At 51.5% G+C, this 17,348-nt stretch carries 15 protein-coding genes; all 15 read left to right on the top strand.

All coding sequences use genetic code 11. The features are described from left to right. Positions 1-67: 67 nt before the first annotated feature. Entirely contained in the window at positions 68-970 is a 903-nt protein-coding gene (dpsA, locus tag DEP07_RS09330) for a dipicolinate synthase subunit DpsA (RefSeq protein ID WP_122965236.1), read from the top strand. Next, the gene (locus DEP07_RS09335) at positions 967-1,563 is read left to right on the top strand and encodes a dipicolinate synthase subunit B (RefSeq protein ID WP_063227583.1); all 597 of its coding nucleotides are present in this window, start codon (positions 967-969) and stop codon (positions 1,561-1,563) included. Before dpsA ends, DEP07_RS09335 begins: the two co-directional genes overlap by 4 nt. A 58-nt stretch (positions 1,564-1,621) precedes the next feature. Beyond that, positions 1,622-2,662: an aspartate-semialdehyde dehydrogenase gene (locus tag DEP07_RS09340; protein WP_063227582.1), complete on the top strand. Its 1,041-nt coding sequence runs from the start codon at positions 1,622-1,624 to the stop codon at positions 2,660-2,662. Between the two features lie 11 nt (positions 2,663-2,673). Next, positions 2,674-3,900 carry an aspartate kinase gene (gene dapG, locus DEP07_RS09345; RefSeq protein ID WP_122965237.1) on the top strand — a complete coding sequence of 409 codons (1,227 nt, stop codon included), beginning with the start codon at positions 2,674-2,676 and terminating at the stop codon, positions 3,898-3,900. A 58-nt stretch (positions 3,901-3,958) separates the two neighbouring features. After that, positions 3,959-4,825 carry a 4-hydroxy-tetrahydrodipicolinate synthase gene (dapA, locus tag DEP07_RS09350; RefSeq protein WP_122965238.1) on the top strand — a complete coding sequence of 289 codons (867 nt, stop codon included), beginning with the start codon at positions 3,959-3,961 and terminating at the stop codon, positions 4,823-4,825. Positions 4,826-4,978: 153 nt separating this feature from the next. Further along, positions 4,979-6,655, top strand: coding sequence for a ribonuclease J (locus tag DEP07_RS09355; RefSeq protein ID WP_122965239.1), 1,677 nt, complete (start codon positions 4,979-4,981; stop codon positions 6,653-6,655). A gap of 123 nt (positions 6,656-6,778) precedes the next feature. After that, complete coding sequence (locus DEP07_RS09360) at positions 6,779-7,609, top strand: ClpP family protease (protein ID WP_122965240.1); 831 nt, start codon at positions 6,779-6,781, stop codon at positions 7,607-7,609. After that, complete coding sequence (locus DEP07_RS09365; RefSeq protein ID WP_063227577.1) at positions 7,606-7,836, top strand: YlzJ-like family protein; 231 nt, start codon at positions 7,606-7,608, stop codon at positions 7,834-7,836. The genes DEP07_RS09360 and DEP07_RS09365 overlap by 4 nt, the downstream gene beginning before the upstream one ends. Positions 7,837-7,957: 121 nt before the next feature. Further along, entirely contained in the window at positions 7,958-10,330 is a 2,373-nt protein-coding gene (locus DEP07_RS09370; RefSeq protein ID WP_287102403.1) for an FtsK/SpoIIIE family DNA translocase, read from the top strand. A gap of 234 nt (positions 10,331-10,564) precedes the next feature. Further along, complete coding sequence (locus DEP07_RS09375) at positions 10,565-11,290, top strand: GntR family transcriptional regulator (RefSeq protein WP_122965242.1); 726 nt, start codon at positions 10,565-10,567, stop codon at positions 11,288-11,290. A 58-nt stretch (positions 11,291-11,348) separates the two neighbouring features. Then, positions 11,349-12,395, top strand: coding sequence for a BMP family lipoprotein (locus DEP07_RS09380; protein WP_122965243.1), 1,047 nt, complete (start codon positions 11,349-11,351; stop codon positions 12,393-12,395). A gap of 118 nt (positions 12,396-12,513) precedes the next feature. Then, entirely contained in the window at positions 12,514-14,028 is a 1,515-nt protein-coding gene (locus DEP07_RS09385) for an ABC transporter ATP-binding protein (protein WP_173596609.1), read from the top strand. Then, on the top strand, positions 14,021-15,094 hold the full coding sequence (locus DEP07_RS09390; RefSeq protein ID WP_122965245.1) for an ABC transporter permease: 1,074 nt from the start codon (positions 14,021-14,023) through the stop codon (positions 15,092-15,094). The genes DEP07_RS09385 and DEP07_RS09390 overlap by 8 nt, the downstream gene beginning before the upstream one ends. Then, positions 15,094-16,053: an ABC transporter permease gene (locus tag DEP07_RS09395; protein WP_122965246.1), complete on the top strand. Its 960-nt coding sequence runs from the start codon at positions 15,094-15,096 to the stop codon at positions 16,051-16,053. The genes DEP07_RS09390 and DEP07_RS09395 overlap by 1 nt, the downstream gene beginning before the upstream one ends. 87 nt (positions 16,054-16,140) lie before the next feature. Beyond that, entirely contained in the window at positions 16,141-17,319 is a 1,179-nt protein-coding gene (locus DEP07_RS09400; RefSeq protein WP_122965247.1) for a stalk domain-containing protein, read from the top strand. The last annotated feature ends 29 nt before the right edge of the window (positions 17,320-17,348 follow it).

The raw sequence follows: 17,348 nt of genomic DNA on the forward strand, positions 1-17,348 counted from the left end.
TTCAAAAGGAAAACCTTTGCGTTCCGATCATTTAATGCAGTAAAATGTGTGGAAAGGGGAACGCAGCATGCTAACGGGCATACATGTTGCCTTCATTGGCGGAGACGCTCGCCAGCTGGAAGTCATCAAGCGATGCATTCAGCTGGACGCCAGTGTCACGTTAGTTGGCTTCGACAACCTGGAAAGCAATTTTACAGGGGCAACGAAGAGACCATTAACATGCGATGTGTTGAAAGACGTGGACGCCCTCATCCTGCCCATCGTAGGAACCGATGACCAAGGCTTTGTGGAAAGCATTTTTTGCTCCAAACAAATGCAGCTTCTGGATCAACACGTGGAGAGCTTGCCTAAGCATTGTGTGGTATATACGGGAATGGCTAAACCTTACCTGAAAAAACTGTTGGCATCCAAGCAAGTTCCGCTTGTGGAACTGCTGGATCGAGATGACGTAGCCATATACAACTCCATCCCTACTGTGGAGGGAGCGCTGATGATGGCGATTCAAAATACGGATATCACGATTCATGGATCTTCGTCAATTGTTTTGGGATTGGGACGAACAGGTTTGTCTATGGCCCGGGCCCTGCATGCACTGGGAGCCCGTGTAAGAGTGGGGGCTAGGCGTCAGGAACACTTGGCACGCATCTATGAGATGGGATTGACTCCCTTCCCGATCAGTGAGCTAAAGCAACAAGTCACGAATGCTGATTTCATTTTTAATACCATCCCGCAGCTACTACTCACGGCAGAGGTAATCGCTCAAATGCCGCAGTCGGCGTTTATTCTCGATCTTGCCTCCAAACCGGGAGGGACAGATTTTCGATACGCCGAAAGAAGAGGCATTAAAGCGCTTCTCGCTCCCGGATTGCCTGGAATCGTTGCACCGAAAACCGCAGGGCAGATTTTGGCCCAGACTTTGTCTCGTCTCATTGCGGAGCAGAGGAAAACCAGGGGGGAGTCATCATCATGAGCAGTCTGCAGGGGAAGACCATTGGTTTCGGATTGTCTGGATCGCATTGCACGTTTGAAGAGACGATGCCGCAGATCAAGCGATTTGTGGATGCTGGAGCAAGAGTCATCCCGATTGTTTCGAATACAATCATGACGACGGATACGCGTTTTGGCACCTCGCAAAGCTGGCAGCAGCAAATCAAGGATTTGACAGGGGAGGAACTGATTTCAACGATTCCCCAGGCAGAACCTTTGGGCCCTTCAAAATTGTTGGACGTTATGTTGATTGCACCATGCACAGGCAGCTCGACCAGCCGCCTGGCAAACGCGATTACCGACAGCGCCGTCCTCATGGCGGCCAAAGCGACCATGCGCAATTTGCGACCGCTTGTCATCGCAATCTCCACGAACGATGGTTTGGGATTAAATGCTGCCAATATTGCCAAGCTGTTGGCGGCGAAGAATATCTATTTCGTGCCATTCGGGCAGGATGCTCCGGATAAAAAGCCAAACTCGCTCGTAGCCCGCATGGATCTGTTACTGGAAACATGCGAGGCAGCATTGGAAGGTAGGCAATTGCAACCCTTGCTCATCGAAAGGTTCAACTACTAAACAAAACGACAGAAAAAACAATTTACCTGCTTTTTTGCGATTAGGAGGAGAGTAAGAGATGGCTAACCAACTGACTTACAATGTAGCAGTAGTCGGTGCGACTGGCGCAGTCGGACAACAAATGATTCGCTTGCTGGAAGAGCGCAACTTCCCCATTAAACAGCTCAAGCTGCTTGCTTCTGGACGTTCTGCCGGCAAGACGGTCACGTTCAAGGGACAAGAAGTTGTCCTGGAAGAAGCAACTCCTGATAGCTTTGCGGGAATCGATTTTGCCTTGTTTAGCGCGGGTGGCTCCGTGAGCAAGGAACTGGCTCATCATGCAGTGCGCCACGGTGCTGTCGTCATTGACAATACCAGCGCGTTCCGGATGGACCCGGATGTTCCTCTGGTGGTGCCTGAAGTAAACATGGATGCCGCTCTCGCCCATAATGGAATCATTGCGAATCCGAACTGCTCCACCATTCAGATGGTAGCCGCTCTGAAACCCTTGTATGATCGTTTTGGAATAGACCGCATTATCGTTTCTACTTACCAGGCAGTTTCTGGCGCAGGCCAATCGGCAATCAATGAGTTGCACGAACAGAGCCGCGACGTGCTTGACGGCAAAGAGGCACAATGTCAGGTTCTGCCTGTTGGCAAGCTGCCTGTTCACCATCAAATTGCCTTTAACGCGATTCCGCAAATTGATGTGTTTACCGACAACGGTTTTACTTACGAAGAGATGAAAATGGTGAATGAAACCAAAAAAATCTTCGGTGATGACACGGTGCTGGTTTCTGCCACATGCGTACGCATTCCGGTCGTTTACGGACACAGTGAGTCGGTATACGTCGAATTGAAACAGGATTACGACCTGAACGAAGTAAAAGCACTCTTGGAAAACGCCCCTGGCGTAGTGGTGGTAGACGCGCCGCAAGAACAGCAGTATCCTCTGGCTACGGATGCTACTGGCAAGCTGGATATTTTTGTCGGCCGCTTGCGTCGTGATCTCCATCACCCTCGAGGACTGCATATGTGGATCGTATCTGACAACCTTCTCAAAGGTGCAGCATGGAATACAGTACAAATCGCTGAAGAACTCATCAAAGCAAGAGCATAGGGGAGAGGTTTGTGAAGATTCTCGTCCAGAAGTTCGGTGGTTCTTCCTTGACGACGGAAGATTGCCGGATGCGGGCAATCTACCATATAGAAAAGGCGATCGACGAAGGCTATGCCCTCGTCGTTGTCGTATCGGCCATGGGGCGCAAGGGTGACCCATATGCAACCGATACTCTTTTGCAGTTGGTTCGCTCCAATGGGAACCAACTGCCTCGTCGTGAAATGGATATGCTGATGCATACGGGGGAAATCATCTCCGCTACAGTCATGTGCAGCATGTTGAACGCGCGTGGAATCAAAGCGACGATTTTGACAGGCGGTCAGGCCAACATCGTGACCAGCGACGATTTTACCAACGCGCAAATTACGACCATTGACCCGAGCCGCATTTTGCAAGACTTGCAAGCGGGTCAAGTGGTGATCGTTCCCGGGTTTCAGGGAAGGACGGTCGATTGGGAAATTACGACGCTCGGCCGCGGGGGCAGCGACACGACAGCAACAGCGCTCGGCGTTGCCCTGCAAGCGGAAATGGTGGACATTTTTACCGATGTGGAAGGCATCATGACAGCGGACCCGCGGATCGTCGAAGAAGCGCAGCCGCTGGAAATGGTGACTTACACGGAAATTTGCAACATGGCTCACCTCGGAGCAAAAGTCATCCATCCACGAGCGGTAGAAATCGCGATGCAGGCCAACGTGCCGATTCGTGTCCGCTCTACGTTTTCGGACGACCCTGGCACACTTGTGACGACCATGCTGGAGATCGGCAAAAAAGGCTACTCGGTTCAGGACAGAGTCGTCATGGGGATCGCCCACGTGCCGAATATTACGCAGATCAAGGTAGCCAACAAGGAAGGGTACTACGATACACAGCTGCAAGTTTTCAAAACCATGGCAACCAATAATATCAGTGTCGATTTCATCAACGTGAATCCGTTAGGGGTTGCTTACACGGTTCACGATGAGATGGGAGCCAAAGCAGCCGAGCTGCTGACGGACATGGGATATGAGCCGCAGCTCTTGCCGCATTGCGCGAAAGTGTCGGTAATCGGGGCAGGAATGACGGGAGTGCCGGGCGTCATGGCACAAATCGTAGAGGCATTGACGCAGGAAGACATCCAGATTCTTCAGTCAGCTGACTCCCATACGACCATCTGGGTTTTGGTGCATGAGATGGATATGGTGCGGGCCGTACGCGCCTTGCATCAGCAGTTCAATCTCCATGCCCACCATATGTGAGCGATCTTATCTTCATTTTTGATGCCTACTGATCACAACAAGAGGAGTTGGAAAGCTAGTGGCACGTTTTGGTCGGCTTGTTACCGCGATGGTAACGCCTTTTAATGAACAATTACAGATCGATTTCGATAAAACGGAACGCCTGATCGATCACCTGATCGCAAACGGAACGACAGGGATCGTGCTGAGCGGCACAACTGGCGAATCGCCGACGCTCTCCCGTGCGGAGAAGCTGGAGCTGTTTCGCCACGCAGTCGCTTATGCAAAAGGGAAGTGCCATATTATCGCTGGAACAGGCAGCAATGACACCGCAGCGAGCATCGAGTTCACCGAGGCTGTTCAATCGATTGGCGTAGATGCCGTGATGGTCGTCGCTCCTTACTACAGCAAGCCGTCTCAGGAGGGCCTGTACGCTCATTTCAAAGCGCTGGCAGAGTCCACAGAGCTTCCGGTCATGCTGTACAACGTGCCGGGCCGTTCTGTCGTGAATATGACTGCGGAGACGACCTTGCGCTTGGCCCAGCTGCCCAATGTGGTCTGCATCAAAGAAGCATCCGGCAATTTGAGCCAAATGGCGCAAATTATCGAGCATGCTCCGGAAGGCTTTGAGCTGTACAGCGGTGATGACGGACTGACTTTGCCGATTTTGTCCATTGGCGGAGTGGGGATTGTCAGTGTAGCCAGTCACGTTGTCGGCCGGCAAATGACGGAGATGATGGACGCTTTTTTCCAGGGCAACCATGCGGAAGCGGCGAGCATTCATCGCAAGCTCGTGCCTGTGTTCGACGGACTGTTCGCTTATCCAAGTCCTGGGCCGACAAAAGTCGCTCTGGAAAAACTGGGAGTAGCCACTGGTGGAGTTCGTCTGCCATTGGTCGAGCTGAACGAACAGGAAAAAGCGTTTGTCCACTCCTTGTTCGCCTAAGAAGCCCAATAACAAGAAGACCAAGAGCCATTCCATAAACGGGATGGCTCTTTTTCCTTGTGTTCAGGTTTTCACTTCGGGTATAATGAAAACAAGTGATTTGGGGCGGTTTTTTTGAGTGGACATGACAACTAAATATAGGAGGTTACACGTTTGGCAAAGTCGAATCACTCTGTTCTCATTTTCGCCCTGGGCGGAGTCGGCGAAATTGGGAAGAATATGTACGTGGTACAAAGCGGGGACGACATCGTAGTGATTGATGCCGGATTGAAATTCCCGGAAGAGGAAATGCTGGGAATTGACATGGTGATTCCGGATATCACCTACTTGGAAGAGAACCGTGATAAAGTTCGGGGTATTATTATTACGCATGGACACGAAGACCACATCGGCGGCCTCAGCTACGTGCTGAAGCATTTGAAAGTCCCGGTTTATGCGACAAAACTTACCCTCGGTCTGATTGATGCAAAATTGAAAGAAGCGGGTATTCTAAACGAAACGAAACGAGTATTGATCAACAGTGATTCAGAGGTTGTCCTCGGGAAAATGAAAGCGACCTTTTTCCGGGTGAATCACAGTATCCCGGATTGCGTGGGAGTATGCCTGGACACACCGGAAGGCTACGTCGTCCACACCGGGGACTTCAAGTTCGATCAAACACCAATCAATAACCAGGCAGCCGACTTGGCCAAAATGGCGATGATTGGCGATCGTGGAGTGCTGTGCCTGTTGTCGGACAGTACCAATGCAGAACGTCCAGGATTTACCGGATCGGAGCGCTCTGTTGGCATCGCGATCAAGGATGTTTTCAGCAAGGCGACGGGACGCATCGTCGTTTCTACCTTCGCATCCAACGTTCACCGCATTCAGCAGGTCGTGGATGCAGCGGTGCAGTTCAACCGCAAGCTGACGGTTGTTGGCCGAAGCATGCAAAATGTCATGAATATCAGCAGAGAGCTGGGTTATTTGTTCGTTCCGGACGGCTTGATTGTCGAGAGCGACGAAATCAACAAGCTGCCTGCTGAGCAAGTCGTTATTTTATCTACTGGAAGCCAAGGAGAGCCAATGTCTGCGCTCACACGCATGGCCCGATCCGCCCATCGGAAAATTGACATCCTTCCAGGAGATACGGTCATCATCGCAGCGACCCCGATTCCGGGGAATGAAAAGTATGTTGCACGCACGATTGACCAGCTTTCGAGAATTGGCGCTGACGTCATTTATGGCGGCCATGGACCAAACGGAACCGTCCACGTCTCCGGTCATGGCAGCCAGGAAGAGTTGCGCCTGATGTTGAATTTAATGAAGCCTAAGTACTTTATTCCTGTTCACGGCGAATACCGGATGCTCAAAACGCACTCGCTCCTCGCTGAACAGGTTGGCATCCCGGAGGAGAACATCTTTTTGCTGGATAACGGCGACACGGTGGAAATCTCCGGTGGACGGGCGCGTTACGGCCCGAAAGTCCACGCGGGCAATGTCCTGATCGACGGCCTTGGTGTCGGCGATGTAGGAAACATCGTACTTAGAGATCGCAAATTACTGTCACAAGATGGCATACTGGTAGTTGTCGTTACACTCAGCAAACAAAATGGCACGATTCTTTCTGGTCCAGACATCATCTCTCGCGGTTTCGTCTATGTGCGTGAATCCGAGGAATTGCTGGATGAAGCGAATCGCATAGTGACCCAAACACTTGTCAAGTGCATGGAAGAAAACGTAAATGAATGGTCATCCCTCAAAAACAATGTAAAAGAATCGTTGGGACGTTACCTGTACGAACAAACTCGTCGCCGTCCGATGATCTTGCCGATTATCATGGAAGTGTAAGCAAGCAAAAGAGTCAGGAATCCTCTGTAACCACGGGGGTTCCTGGCTTTTTTTGGCTTGCCCGGGCGCATGATTTTCCCACCTGCTATCCATACTACAGAGGAAAGGGAGGGAGTATCATCCATGTCGAAGCAACCATACAACCAATTTTTAAATAAGCCCCCATTTGCAAGCACAGCACTGAACAATAACAAAGGCCCAGCGCCACAAAGCTCACCTCCGGAAGAGCAGGAGCCTGCCGTTGCTCCGCCTGAAGCGCCTGCGCAGGAAGATCCGAAGAAAAAGCTCTTGGACTCCATCACCCAGCTGGGGCAAACGAATGTTCCGCAACTGGAAAGCAATATTTATTGTATGACCATTATCGGGCAAGTAGAAGGGCATATTCAGCTGCCTCCGCAAAACAAGACGACCAAGTACGAACACCTCATTCCGCAGCTCGTGGCAGCCGAGCAGAACAACAAAATCGAAGGCGTACTCGTCATTTTGAACACGGTCGGGGGAGACGTTGAAGCAGGGCTGGCGATCGCCGAGATGGTGTCGTCGATGTCCAAGCCGGTCGTGACGCTCGTTCTTGGCGGCGGACACAGCATTGGCGTGCCGATTGCAGTTGCCGGCTCGTATTCTTTTATCGCGGAGACAGCCACGATGACGATTCATCCGATCCGCTTGACTGGCCTTGTGATCGGCGTGCCGCAAACGTTTGAATACCTGGACAAAATGCAGGATCGCGTCGTCAGCTTTATCGCTCGCCACTCCAACATCTCCGAAGAAAAGTTTCGCGAGTTGATGACGCGCACAGGCGAGTTGACCCGCGACATCGGAACAAACGTCATCGGTGTCGATGCCGTCAAGTACGGCTTGATCGATGAGGTCGGAGGCTTGGGCAAGGCGTTGAAAAAGCTGAATGAGCTGATCGAGAAAGCACGCAGCGGGGAGGAGCGCGTTCTCCAATGATTTTGTACTCGATTATCCCGACGGAAACGGTATTTGCCAATATGGAGCAGGTCGAAAAGCAGGAGCTGGAAGAAATTACGAACGGTCACGCTACGATGTTGGTAGAGCGCACCGGACCGTATGAAGGAAGAATTGTCCGTTTGATCAGTCCAGACCCGCAAGATTATTTGAAACCGCACTATGCCCCTGGACAAAAAGTTCAATTTCGCCCCGAATGGCTCGTCTAAGAAGTCCTGTATTTCTATGAATTTCCTGTGTTATACTAATTGTGTACGAACAGCAGCCGAACAAAATACGGCTGCCTTTTTACCATTTTGTACATATCTGGAAAAAGCACAAGAAGGAGGCGTGCCATTGAGTAGAAGAAAAAAAGAGCGGTCGCAAGCGGCATTGGCCTCGGTTGTCAAAATAGAGCTGCTGGGATTGCTCATTATTGTGCTGTCCTTGATCGGACTGCTCGAAAGCGGGTGGCTGGGCAAAAACGTTCTGGCTTTTCTGTTCCGCTTTATTGCGGGCTCCTGGGATTTCTTGCTCCCGGTGCTGATGATTGTCATGGCTGTGTTCATGATGTTTACCCGCCAGGCACCGCGCTTGACGTATCGCGTGCTTGGCATCGTGCTGATCATGGTGGCGATTTTGACCTGGGACCACATGATTTTGTACAAGCAGATCACGGCAGACGGCAAGTTCGCGGAGCAGAGCATCATCCGCGTGACCTGGGACCGGGTCTGGCTGGATCACAGTCAAAAAGTATCCACAACCGGAGTAGGCGGAGGCATGGTAGGCGCTCTGTTCTTTGCCGTCACGAACGGTCTGGTCGGGACGATCGGGACGGGCTTGATGATCGTCTTCTTGTTCCTCGTCGGCCTCATGTTTCTGTTCAATCTGTCTTATGTGAACATTGTGATGTTTCTCCGCGACAAAATGGCGCTTTTTTACGGAAAAGCAAAGGAGACCGTCAAAGACTCCGTGCAGCTTTTGCAGGAAGAGAGCGAGCGCAGAAAACAAGCGACGAAGGAAGCCGACGAACAACGCAAGCAAAAGCTGGCAGAGACCGCCGATCAAGAGGCGACTCCGCTACCTGTTAGAGAGATCAGGACGGCGCACGATGAGCAGGCAAATGAACAGCTCGTCATCCCGGTGATTCGCGACTTTGCCGACCGGATTGCTCTGGAGGATGAAGAGACTGTAGAGCCAGCCGCAGCAGCACGTCCGGCGAAGACTGCCACAGCGCAAGCGACACAGGAAATTACGTTTGCCCTGGAGGGAGACGAAGAGATTTTCGGGACGCTGGAGACAGCAGAAGAACAGCCAGCCGCACCTTATGAGCTGCCGAGCTTGCAGATGCTCGCCAGACCGCGCCAAGCAGGTACAGCCAAAGACGTCGATCACACCTCGAATGCGGCCAAGCTTGTGCAGACGCTAAAAAGCTTCGGCGTCAGCGCGACGGTTTCCGAAGTGCACCGCGGGCCAGCAGTCACCCGGTACGAGGTTCAGCCTGCCACCGGGGTAAAAGTGAGCAGAATTGTCAGTTTGACAGACGATTTGGCCTTGGCTCTGGCTGCCAAAGACATTCGCATCGAGGCTCCAATTCCAGGGAAGTCGGCAATCGGGATTGAGGTACCGAACTCCGAGGTAGCGGTCGTATCGCTGAGAGAAGTGCTGGAAGCGCCGCAATACCAGGATGCGCCTGGCAAGCTCACCGTAGCTTTGGGCCGTGATATTTCTGGCGAGCCGATTGTCGCTGACCTGACGAAAATGCCGCACTTGCTTGTGGCCGGAGCCACGGGAAGCGGGAAGTCTGTCTGCATCAACGGCTTGATCATGAGCATTTTGTTCAAGGCAAGACCGGACGAAGTCAAGCTGATGATGGTCGATCCGAAAATGGTCGAGCTGAACATTTACAACGGAATCCCGCATTTGCTGGCTCCGGTAGTGACCGACCCGAAACGGGCGTCTGTCGCCCTGAAAAAAGTCGTGGCCGAAATGGAGCGGCGCTACAACCTGTTTGCGAAAACGGGCAGCCGCAACATCGAAATGTACAACGCCCAGGTGCAAGGCACACCTTTGCCGTACATCGTCGTCATCGTCGACGAGCTTGCCGACCTGATGATGGTAGCTCCTGGTGAAGTGGAGGACGCCATCTGCCGCTTGGCACAGATGGCGCGTGCATCGGGGATTCACTTGATCATTGCCACACAGCGCCCGTCTGTCGATGTCATCACGGGTGTCATCAAGGCGAACATCCCTTCCCGCATTGCCTTCGGCGTGTCTTCCATGGCGGACTCCCGCACGATTTTGGATATGGGAGGAGCCGAGAAGTTGCTCGGCCGAGGAGATATGCTGTCGTTGCCGATGGGAGCATCCAAGCCGATTCGCGTTCAGGGCGCTTTTGTATCGGACAAAGAGGTGGAGGAAGTCGTCCGCTTTGTCAAAGAGCAGCAGGAAGTTCGCTACAACGAAGAAATGATTCCTGGCGAAGTGCAAGAGGAACAGCAGGCTGTCGTGGATGACGAGCTGTACGATCAGGCTGTACAGATCGTGTCCGAAGCACAGACTGCTTCCGCATCGCTGTTGCAGCGCCGTTTGCGGGTCGGTTATACGAGAGCCGCACGGTTGATCGACATGATGGAAGCGCAAGGGATCGTAGGGCCGTATGAAGGCTCCAAACCGCGAGAGGTTCGCGTTCCGCGTCCTTCTATCGAATCCAATATATCCTAGGGATGGACTTTGCTGGAAAAACATAGCCAGCAAAGTCTTTTTTTTGCTGGCGAGAGGGATATTTTTTTTCGTTTCCACCCGTTGTTCAAAAAGATTTGACTTGCATGATACACGCCCCTCATGTAAAATTTTTAACAGATTGAGGGAAATTGTTGCTATCACGTCTCATGAGAATCAGAGGTCTGACGTCCTACCTGTTGGGATGGCTCGAAGGACAACAGGAGTGAATTGACGATGAGCATTAAAGGAAACGTTCGATCACTTTTCCTCTTGGTTATGGATAAAATCAAGAGCGATATTGAAAGCGGACAGCTGCGTGCTGGTGAACGCCTCCCGTCCGAAGCCGAACTATCCAAACAGTTAGGTGTAAGCAGGGCAACACTTCGCGAGGCGCTTCGTCTTCTGGAAGAAGAGAAAATTGTCATTCGTAGGCATGGAGTCGGTACTTTTATCAATTCAAAACCTGTTTTTTCAGGGGGAATTGGGGAACTCTTTAGTGTGACGGATGCAATTGAGCGTCAAGGGTACGCGGCAGGAACGATGATCCTGAAGACATCCTTTGGCGAATCTGGGGAAGACGAGCGTAAGAGCTTGGCCTTGAATCCAGGCGAAGGCGTGCTGATGGTAGAACGCATTCGGACAGCTGACGGCGAACCTGTGGTCTATTGCATAGACCGTATTCCCGCGCGCTTGGTGCCAGAAGGCTATACGGCTGGCGGAGAGTCCATTTTCAAATGGCTGGAGAGCGCTACTGGGGTGCGGATCGCTTATGCGGTGGCTCACATTGTACCCATGGGCTACAATGAAAAGGTTTCCAATCTGCTGCATTGCGACAAATCCACACCGCTGCTCTTGCTCAAGCAGATTCATTACGACGAAAGTGAAAAGCCTGTTTTATACTCCCATAACTACTTCAGAGCTGACAAAATTCACTTTCACGTCGTGCGGAGACGGTTGTAACCGTGAGGGAAACCTCACTCAACAATTTTCATCAACTAAAAACAGGGGGTAATCTCAGATGAAGAAAGTTCTATCCGTGCTTTCTGTGGCAACACTCAGCCTGTCGCTGGTTCTTGCCGGATGCGGAAGCAAACCAGAAGCACAACCTCAAGGTCAAACTGGAGGCGCTGAAGGCGGTGCCAAAACAGCTGTCAAAATTGGTATGGTTACTGACGTTGGCGGCGTAAACGACAACTCCTTCAACCAAAGTGCTTGGGAAGGTCTGCAAAAATTCCAAGCCGACATGAATCTGCCGAAAGACAGCGTTAACTACCTGCAATCTACAAGTGATGCTGAGTATGTACCTAACCTGACTCAATTTGTAAAAGACAAATGGGATCTGACTTGGGGTATCGGTTTCCTGATGGGCGACCACCTGAAAAAAGTTGCTGACGAAAACAAAGATGCAAAACTGGCGATCATCGATGCTGAAGTAGACGCGCCAAACGTAGAATCCGTACTCTTCAAAGAGCACGAAGGTTCTTTCCTCGCTGGGGTAGTTGCAGCGAAAATGTCCAAAACGAAAACAGTTGGTTTCGTGGGCGGCGTTGAAATTCCAGTTATCAAACGCTTCGAAGTTGGTTTCGAAGCAGGTGTGAAAGCTGCTGATCCTAGCGTAAAAGTAATCAAAGTATACACAGGTGCATTTGACAAGCCTGACCTTGGCAAATCCACTGCTTCCCAAATGTACGGTCAAGGCGCTGACATCATCTTCCACGCTTCCGGCGGTACAGGTGATGGCGTATTTAACGAAGCAAAAGACCGCAAAGCTAAAGGCGAAAACGTTTGGGTAATCGGTGTAGACAAAGACCAATCCCTGACTTTCGGCGATGAGATCACTCTCACTTCCATGGTAAAACGCGTTGACGAAGCTGTATATCGTGTATCCAAAGACCTGTCCGAAGGTAAATTCGAGGGCGGTAAAATCAAATGGCTCGGTCTTGCTGAAGACGGTGTAGGCTTGGCTTCCACATCCACGAAGAACGTTCCAGAAGACGTACTGAAGCTGGTTGATGAGTACAAGCAAAAAATCGTTAAAGGCGAAATCCAAGTGCCAGACAAGTAAAACGATGAAGCGGCAAAGGGACAAGGCTGGTTCGAGGAACTGGCCTTGTTCTTTACCTTCACATTAACCCAAAAAAATGGGGTGAGCATGGTTGAGTTCGGTAAAAAAAGTAGTTGAGATGCGAGGGATTACCAAGCGGTTCCCAGGGATTGTGGCAAACGATAACATCACGCTTTCTGTCAAGCAAGGCGAAATTCATGCGCTTCTCGGCGAGAATGGCGCAGGCAAGTCGACGTTAATGAACATTTTGTTTGGCCTGTATCAACCGGATGAGGGCGAAATCCTCATCAACGAAAAAGCAGTGAAAATTACAAGTCCGAACGTTGCCAACGAACTTGGCATCGGGATGGTACACCAGCACTTTATGCTTGTGGAGACGTTTACGGTAACAGAAAACATTGTATTGGGAAACGAACCGAAAAACGGGTTGCAAATAGATATCCAGAGCGCGGAAAAAGCGGTGGAAAAGCTTTCGAATCAATACGGACTAAAGGTTGATCCTAGAGCAAAGATTCAGGATATCTCCGTAGGTATGCAACAACGCGTAGAGATCTTGAAAACGCTTTATCGCGGGGCCGACATCCTGATTTTCGACGAGCCGACTGCTGTTCTGACCCCTCAAGAAATTCATGAACTCATTGAAATCATGCATAACTTGGTCAAAGAGGGCAAGACCATTATTTTGATTACCCACAAGCTGAAAGAGATTATGGCGGTATGTAATGCCTGCACCATCATCCGACGCGGAAAAGTGATTGACTCTGTATTGATTAAGGATACCAATCCGGATGAGCTTGCTGCGAAAATGGTCGGACGTGAAGTCAGCTTCCACGTGGACAAGATAGCAGCAAAACCGAAGGAAACGATCCTTGCTGTCGAAAACGTGACAGCGATGGGCAACCGGGGTGTCAACGCACTGAACAATCTCAGCCTCGAAGTTCGCGCAGGCGAAATTCTCGGGATTGCAGGCGTAGACGGCAACGGACAGAGCGAACTGATTGAAGTATTGACCGGGTTGCGCAAAGCGACCAGCGGCCGTGTCCTTCTCAATGGTAAAGAAATCACCAACGAATCTCCGCGCAGCATTTCCGAATCGGGCTTGTCCCACATTCCGGAAGACCGTCACAAGCGCGGATTGGTTCTCGATTTCACCATGAGCGAGAATATGGTATTGGAAACGTATTTCCATCCAACGTTTAACAAAAACGGTTTTCTCGATTATGGCGCGATTGACAAGCATGCGGCCAAACTTATCGAAGAATTTGACGTGCGCACGCCTTCGATCTACACGCCAGCGCGCGCTTTGTCCGGTGGTAACCAGCAGAAGGCGATTATTGCCCGCGAAGTGGACAAGAACCCTGATCTGTTGATTGCGGCGCAGCCTACTCGCGGTTTGGACGTCGGGGCGATCGAGTTCATCCATCGACGTCTGATTGAACAGCGCGACAACGGAAAAGCGGTTCTCCTGCTCTCGCTTGAGTTGGATGAAATCATTAACGTATCCGACCGGATTGCCGTTATTTACGAAGGCAGCATTGTAGGAATCGTCGATGCCAAAGCGACAAGTGAACAAGAGCTGGGCTTGATGATGTCCGGTGGAAAACGAATGCCTGGAGGAGGAAACGATGAATAAAGTGATAGCCGTCTTTACAAAAGAATCGTTCCTCGTCCCTGTAGTGGCAATCATTCTCGGCTTGTTGACGGGTGCGATTGCGATGCTGGCAGGGGGCTTCAACCCGATTCAGGCTTACATGGCCCTGATTGAAAAAGTATTCGGAAGCGCGTACAACTTCGGGGAAACGATTCGCCAAATTACGCCGCTGATTTTTACGGGTCTTGCAGTGGCGTTTGCCTTTCGGACAGGTCTTTTCAACATCGGGGCTGAGGGGCAGTTCATCGTAGGGATGATCGCTGCTACAACCGTTGGGGTTTCTTTTGACCTGCCTGCCTACATCCACGCTCCGCTCGCTGTTATTGCGGGTGCGGTAGCAGGTGGCTTGTGGGGTTCCATTGCCGGTTACTTGAAAGCCGCTCGCGGCGTGAACGAAGTAATCACGAGCATCATGTTGAACTGGGTTGCTCTGTATTTGGCTAACTGGGTGATGAATGCTTTCTTCATTCCAACTGGCCAACAACGTTCGGAAATGATCAAGGAATCATCGATGATCACGATCACATGGCTTTCGCAAATGTTTGACAGTGCCCGTCTGCACTGGGGAACACTGATTGCTGTCCTTGCCGCTATTTTCTTCTACGTCATTCTTTGGAAAACAAAGTCGGGCTATGAATTGCGCGCAGTAGGTCTGAATCCGCACGCATCCGAATACGCCGGGATGAACGTCAACCGCAATGTCGTAAAAGCGATGTTCATTGGTGGAATGTTTGCGGGAATCGGTGGAGCTTGCGAGATTTTGGGAGTCTTCCATTATCAAGCGATCATGACGGCGCAGCCTGGCTATGGTTTTGATGGAATTGCGGTTGCCCTGATCGGCGGAAATACGCCATTGGGTGTCGTGCTTGCCGCGATTTTGTTCGGTATCCTCACGTTTGGGGCGGCTGGAATGAAATTCGGCGCGGGCGTTCCTGTTGAGTTGATCCGTGTCGTAATCGCCTCGGTTATTTTCTTCGTGGCGGCACACGGCATCGTGAAGATTTTTGTTAAACCAATCTTGCAGAAGAAAAAGGAAGGTGGGCACTGATGGATTGGGGATTAATTATTAGCAACCTCGTTCATGATACCATCGTGTTTTCCACTGCCTTGATTTTTGCCTCTTTGGGCGGGCTCTACTCGGAGCGCTCTGGTGTCGTGAATATTGCCCTGGAAGGCATGATGATCATCGGTGCTTTTACAGGTGCCGTGCTGACCTACGCGTTTCAGGATTCGCTGGGGCCTTTGGCTCCTTGGATTGGCTTTATCTTGGCCGGGGTTGCCGGAGCGATTTTCGCGCTTCCGCATGCGGTGGCTTCTGTCACCTTTAAAGCGGATCAAACGGTCAGCGGCGTGGCCCTGAACTTTTTGGCGGCGGGCTTGTCTGTCTACTTGACGAAAATTATTTTCAACGGCGCAGGCCAGACAACGACCTTGTCGAGCGTCTTTACAAAATGGAGCATTCCGGTTCTCCATGACATTCCGTATTTGGGACATGCCATCTTTGAGGCGTACCCAACCAGCTTCCTTGCGTTTATTGCCGTGTTCTTTACCTGGTATTTGATCTTCAAGACGCCATTCGGTCTGCGTCTGCGCGCAGTTGGTGAGCATCCACGCGCTGCTGATACAGTGGGGATCAACGTGAAAAAAATGCGTTACACAGCTGTCATGATCAGTGGGGCGCTGGCTGCATTGGGCGGTGCGACGATCTCTTTGACCACGACGAGCAACTTTTCCCATAACACCGTATCGGGACAAGGGTTTATCGCCATTGCGGCGCTGATTTTCGGAAAATGGCATCCGGCTGGAGCCATGGGAGCAGCTCTGTTCTTCGGGGTTGCCCAGGCGATCAAGTCTTTGGTGCAGATTTTCGGTTTGACCAAGTACATTCCGACTGAATTTATTTTCATGCTTCCGTACGTGCTGACCATCTTGGTCATGGCCGGTCTGGTTGGACGCTCCAGCGCTCCAGCTGCCTTGGGCAAGCCGTACGATACAGGCTCTCGTTAAGTAAAAGTTGACATAATTTGCGTCTGGAACCGGTTCCATCCCCTGTGCGATAATTTTTGATGTGAGATTGCACGGGGAGGGAATAGAATGAACCGCTGGCTACAAAAGCACAGCCGTTTACGTTCTGCCGGGATTCTGGGCGCATTTTTTGTTTGTCTTTGTTTCGTGGCAATCGGTACAGCGCAAGCAACAGAACCAGGTCCGGTGATATCGATTGTGGTGGACGGACGGGGAGTGGACTCGGATGTGCTGCCGCTGAAACAGAACGGACGGATGCTGGTGCCGATTCGCGTGATCGGGGAAGCGACTGGCGCGCAGGTTACATATGATGCCACCAACCGAAGAGTAGCGTTTAATCAAAAAGGCGAACACGTGTCTTTGGATATAAACAGTCGACTCGCCTATGTGAACGGGAAGCGCGTCACGCTGGAGACGGCGCCGATCATTGTCAACAAGCGGACGCTGGTGCCGCTCCGGTTTGTCAGCGAGGCGCTCGGCTATCAGGTAGAGTGGGATGCACTCGCTTCCGTGGCCCATGTGCAAACAAAGCCTGTCGAAGATCGCGCCGTAAGCGTACCGGAAGCCGGGAATCCGTACGTGGTTCAGCAAAAGGATACGCTGGGAGCGATTGCGCTTCGGCACGGGACGACGATGAGTGCGATCAAGCAAAACAACTACTTGTCAGGCGATCAGTTGACAGTAGGGCAAATTTTGTTTTTGCCGCACGCTGCGAAAAAAGCGGAGCACCCGCTGTCGAGCAAAGTGGGAGATCAGCGTCTGCTAGGAAAAGGCTATTCGTTTCCTTTTGACGATGCGAGCTGGTACGAGCCTTACGGCGACAGCTTCGGATCGGATCGAGAATGGACGGAAAGCAATAGCGGAAGTGTCCGCAGGCACGAAGGCATCGATATCATGGCCCCGAAAGGAACGCCTGTCTACTCGGTTTCCGATGGGACGATTAATCGGGTGGGCTGGAACACTTACGGTGGCTGGCGAGTCAATATTACGGATAAAAATGGGCAGTTTCGCATGTATTACGCTCACTTGAGCGCCTACGCACCGGGATTGCGAATCGGCGGCGAGGTCAAGGCAGGACAGTTGATCGGCTTTGTCGGGGATACGGGCTACGGAGGAACGGGCACCGTGGGGATGTTCGCTCCGCATCTGCACTTTGGGCTGTATCGCAACGACAACGGACGGGCTGTCGATCCGTATGACTATTTGCGTTTCTGGGAGCAAAAGAAAGTAGTAAGCTTGTTTGCTTAATGGGACAGACTATACGATAGGGAATCCTG

This window comes from Brevibacillus sp. (assembly GCF_003521185.1).
Taxonomy (GTDB): domain Bacteria; phylum Bacillota; class Bacilli; order Brevibacillales; family Brevibacillaceae; genus Brevibacillus; species Brevibacillus parabrevis.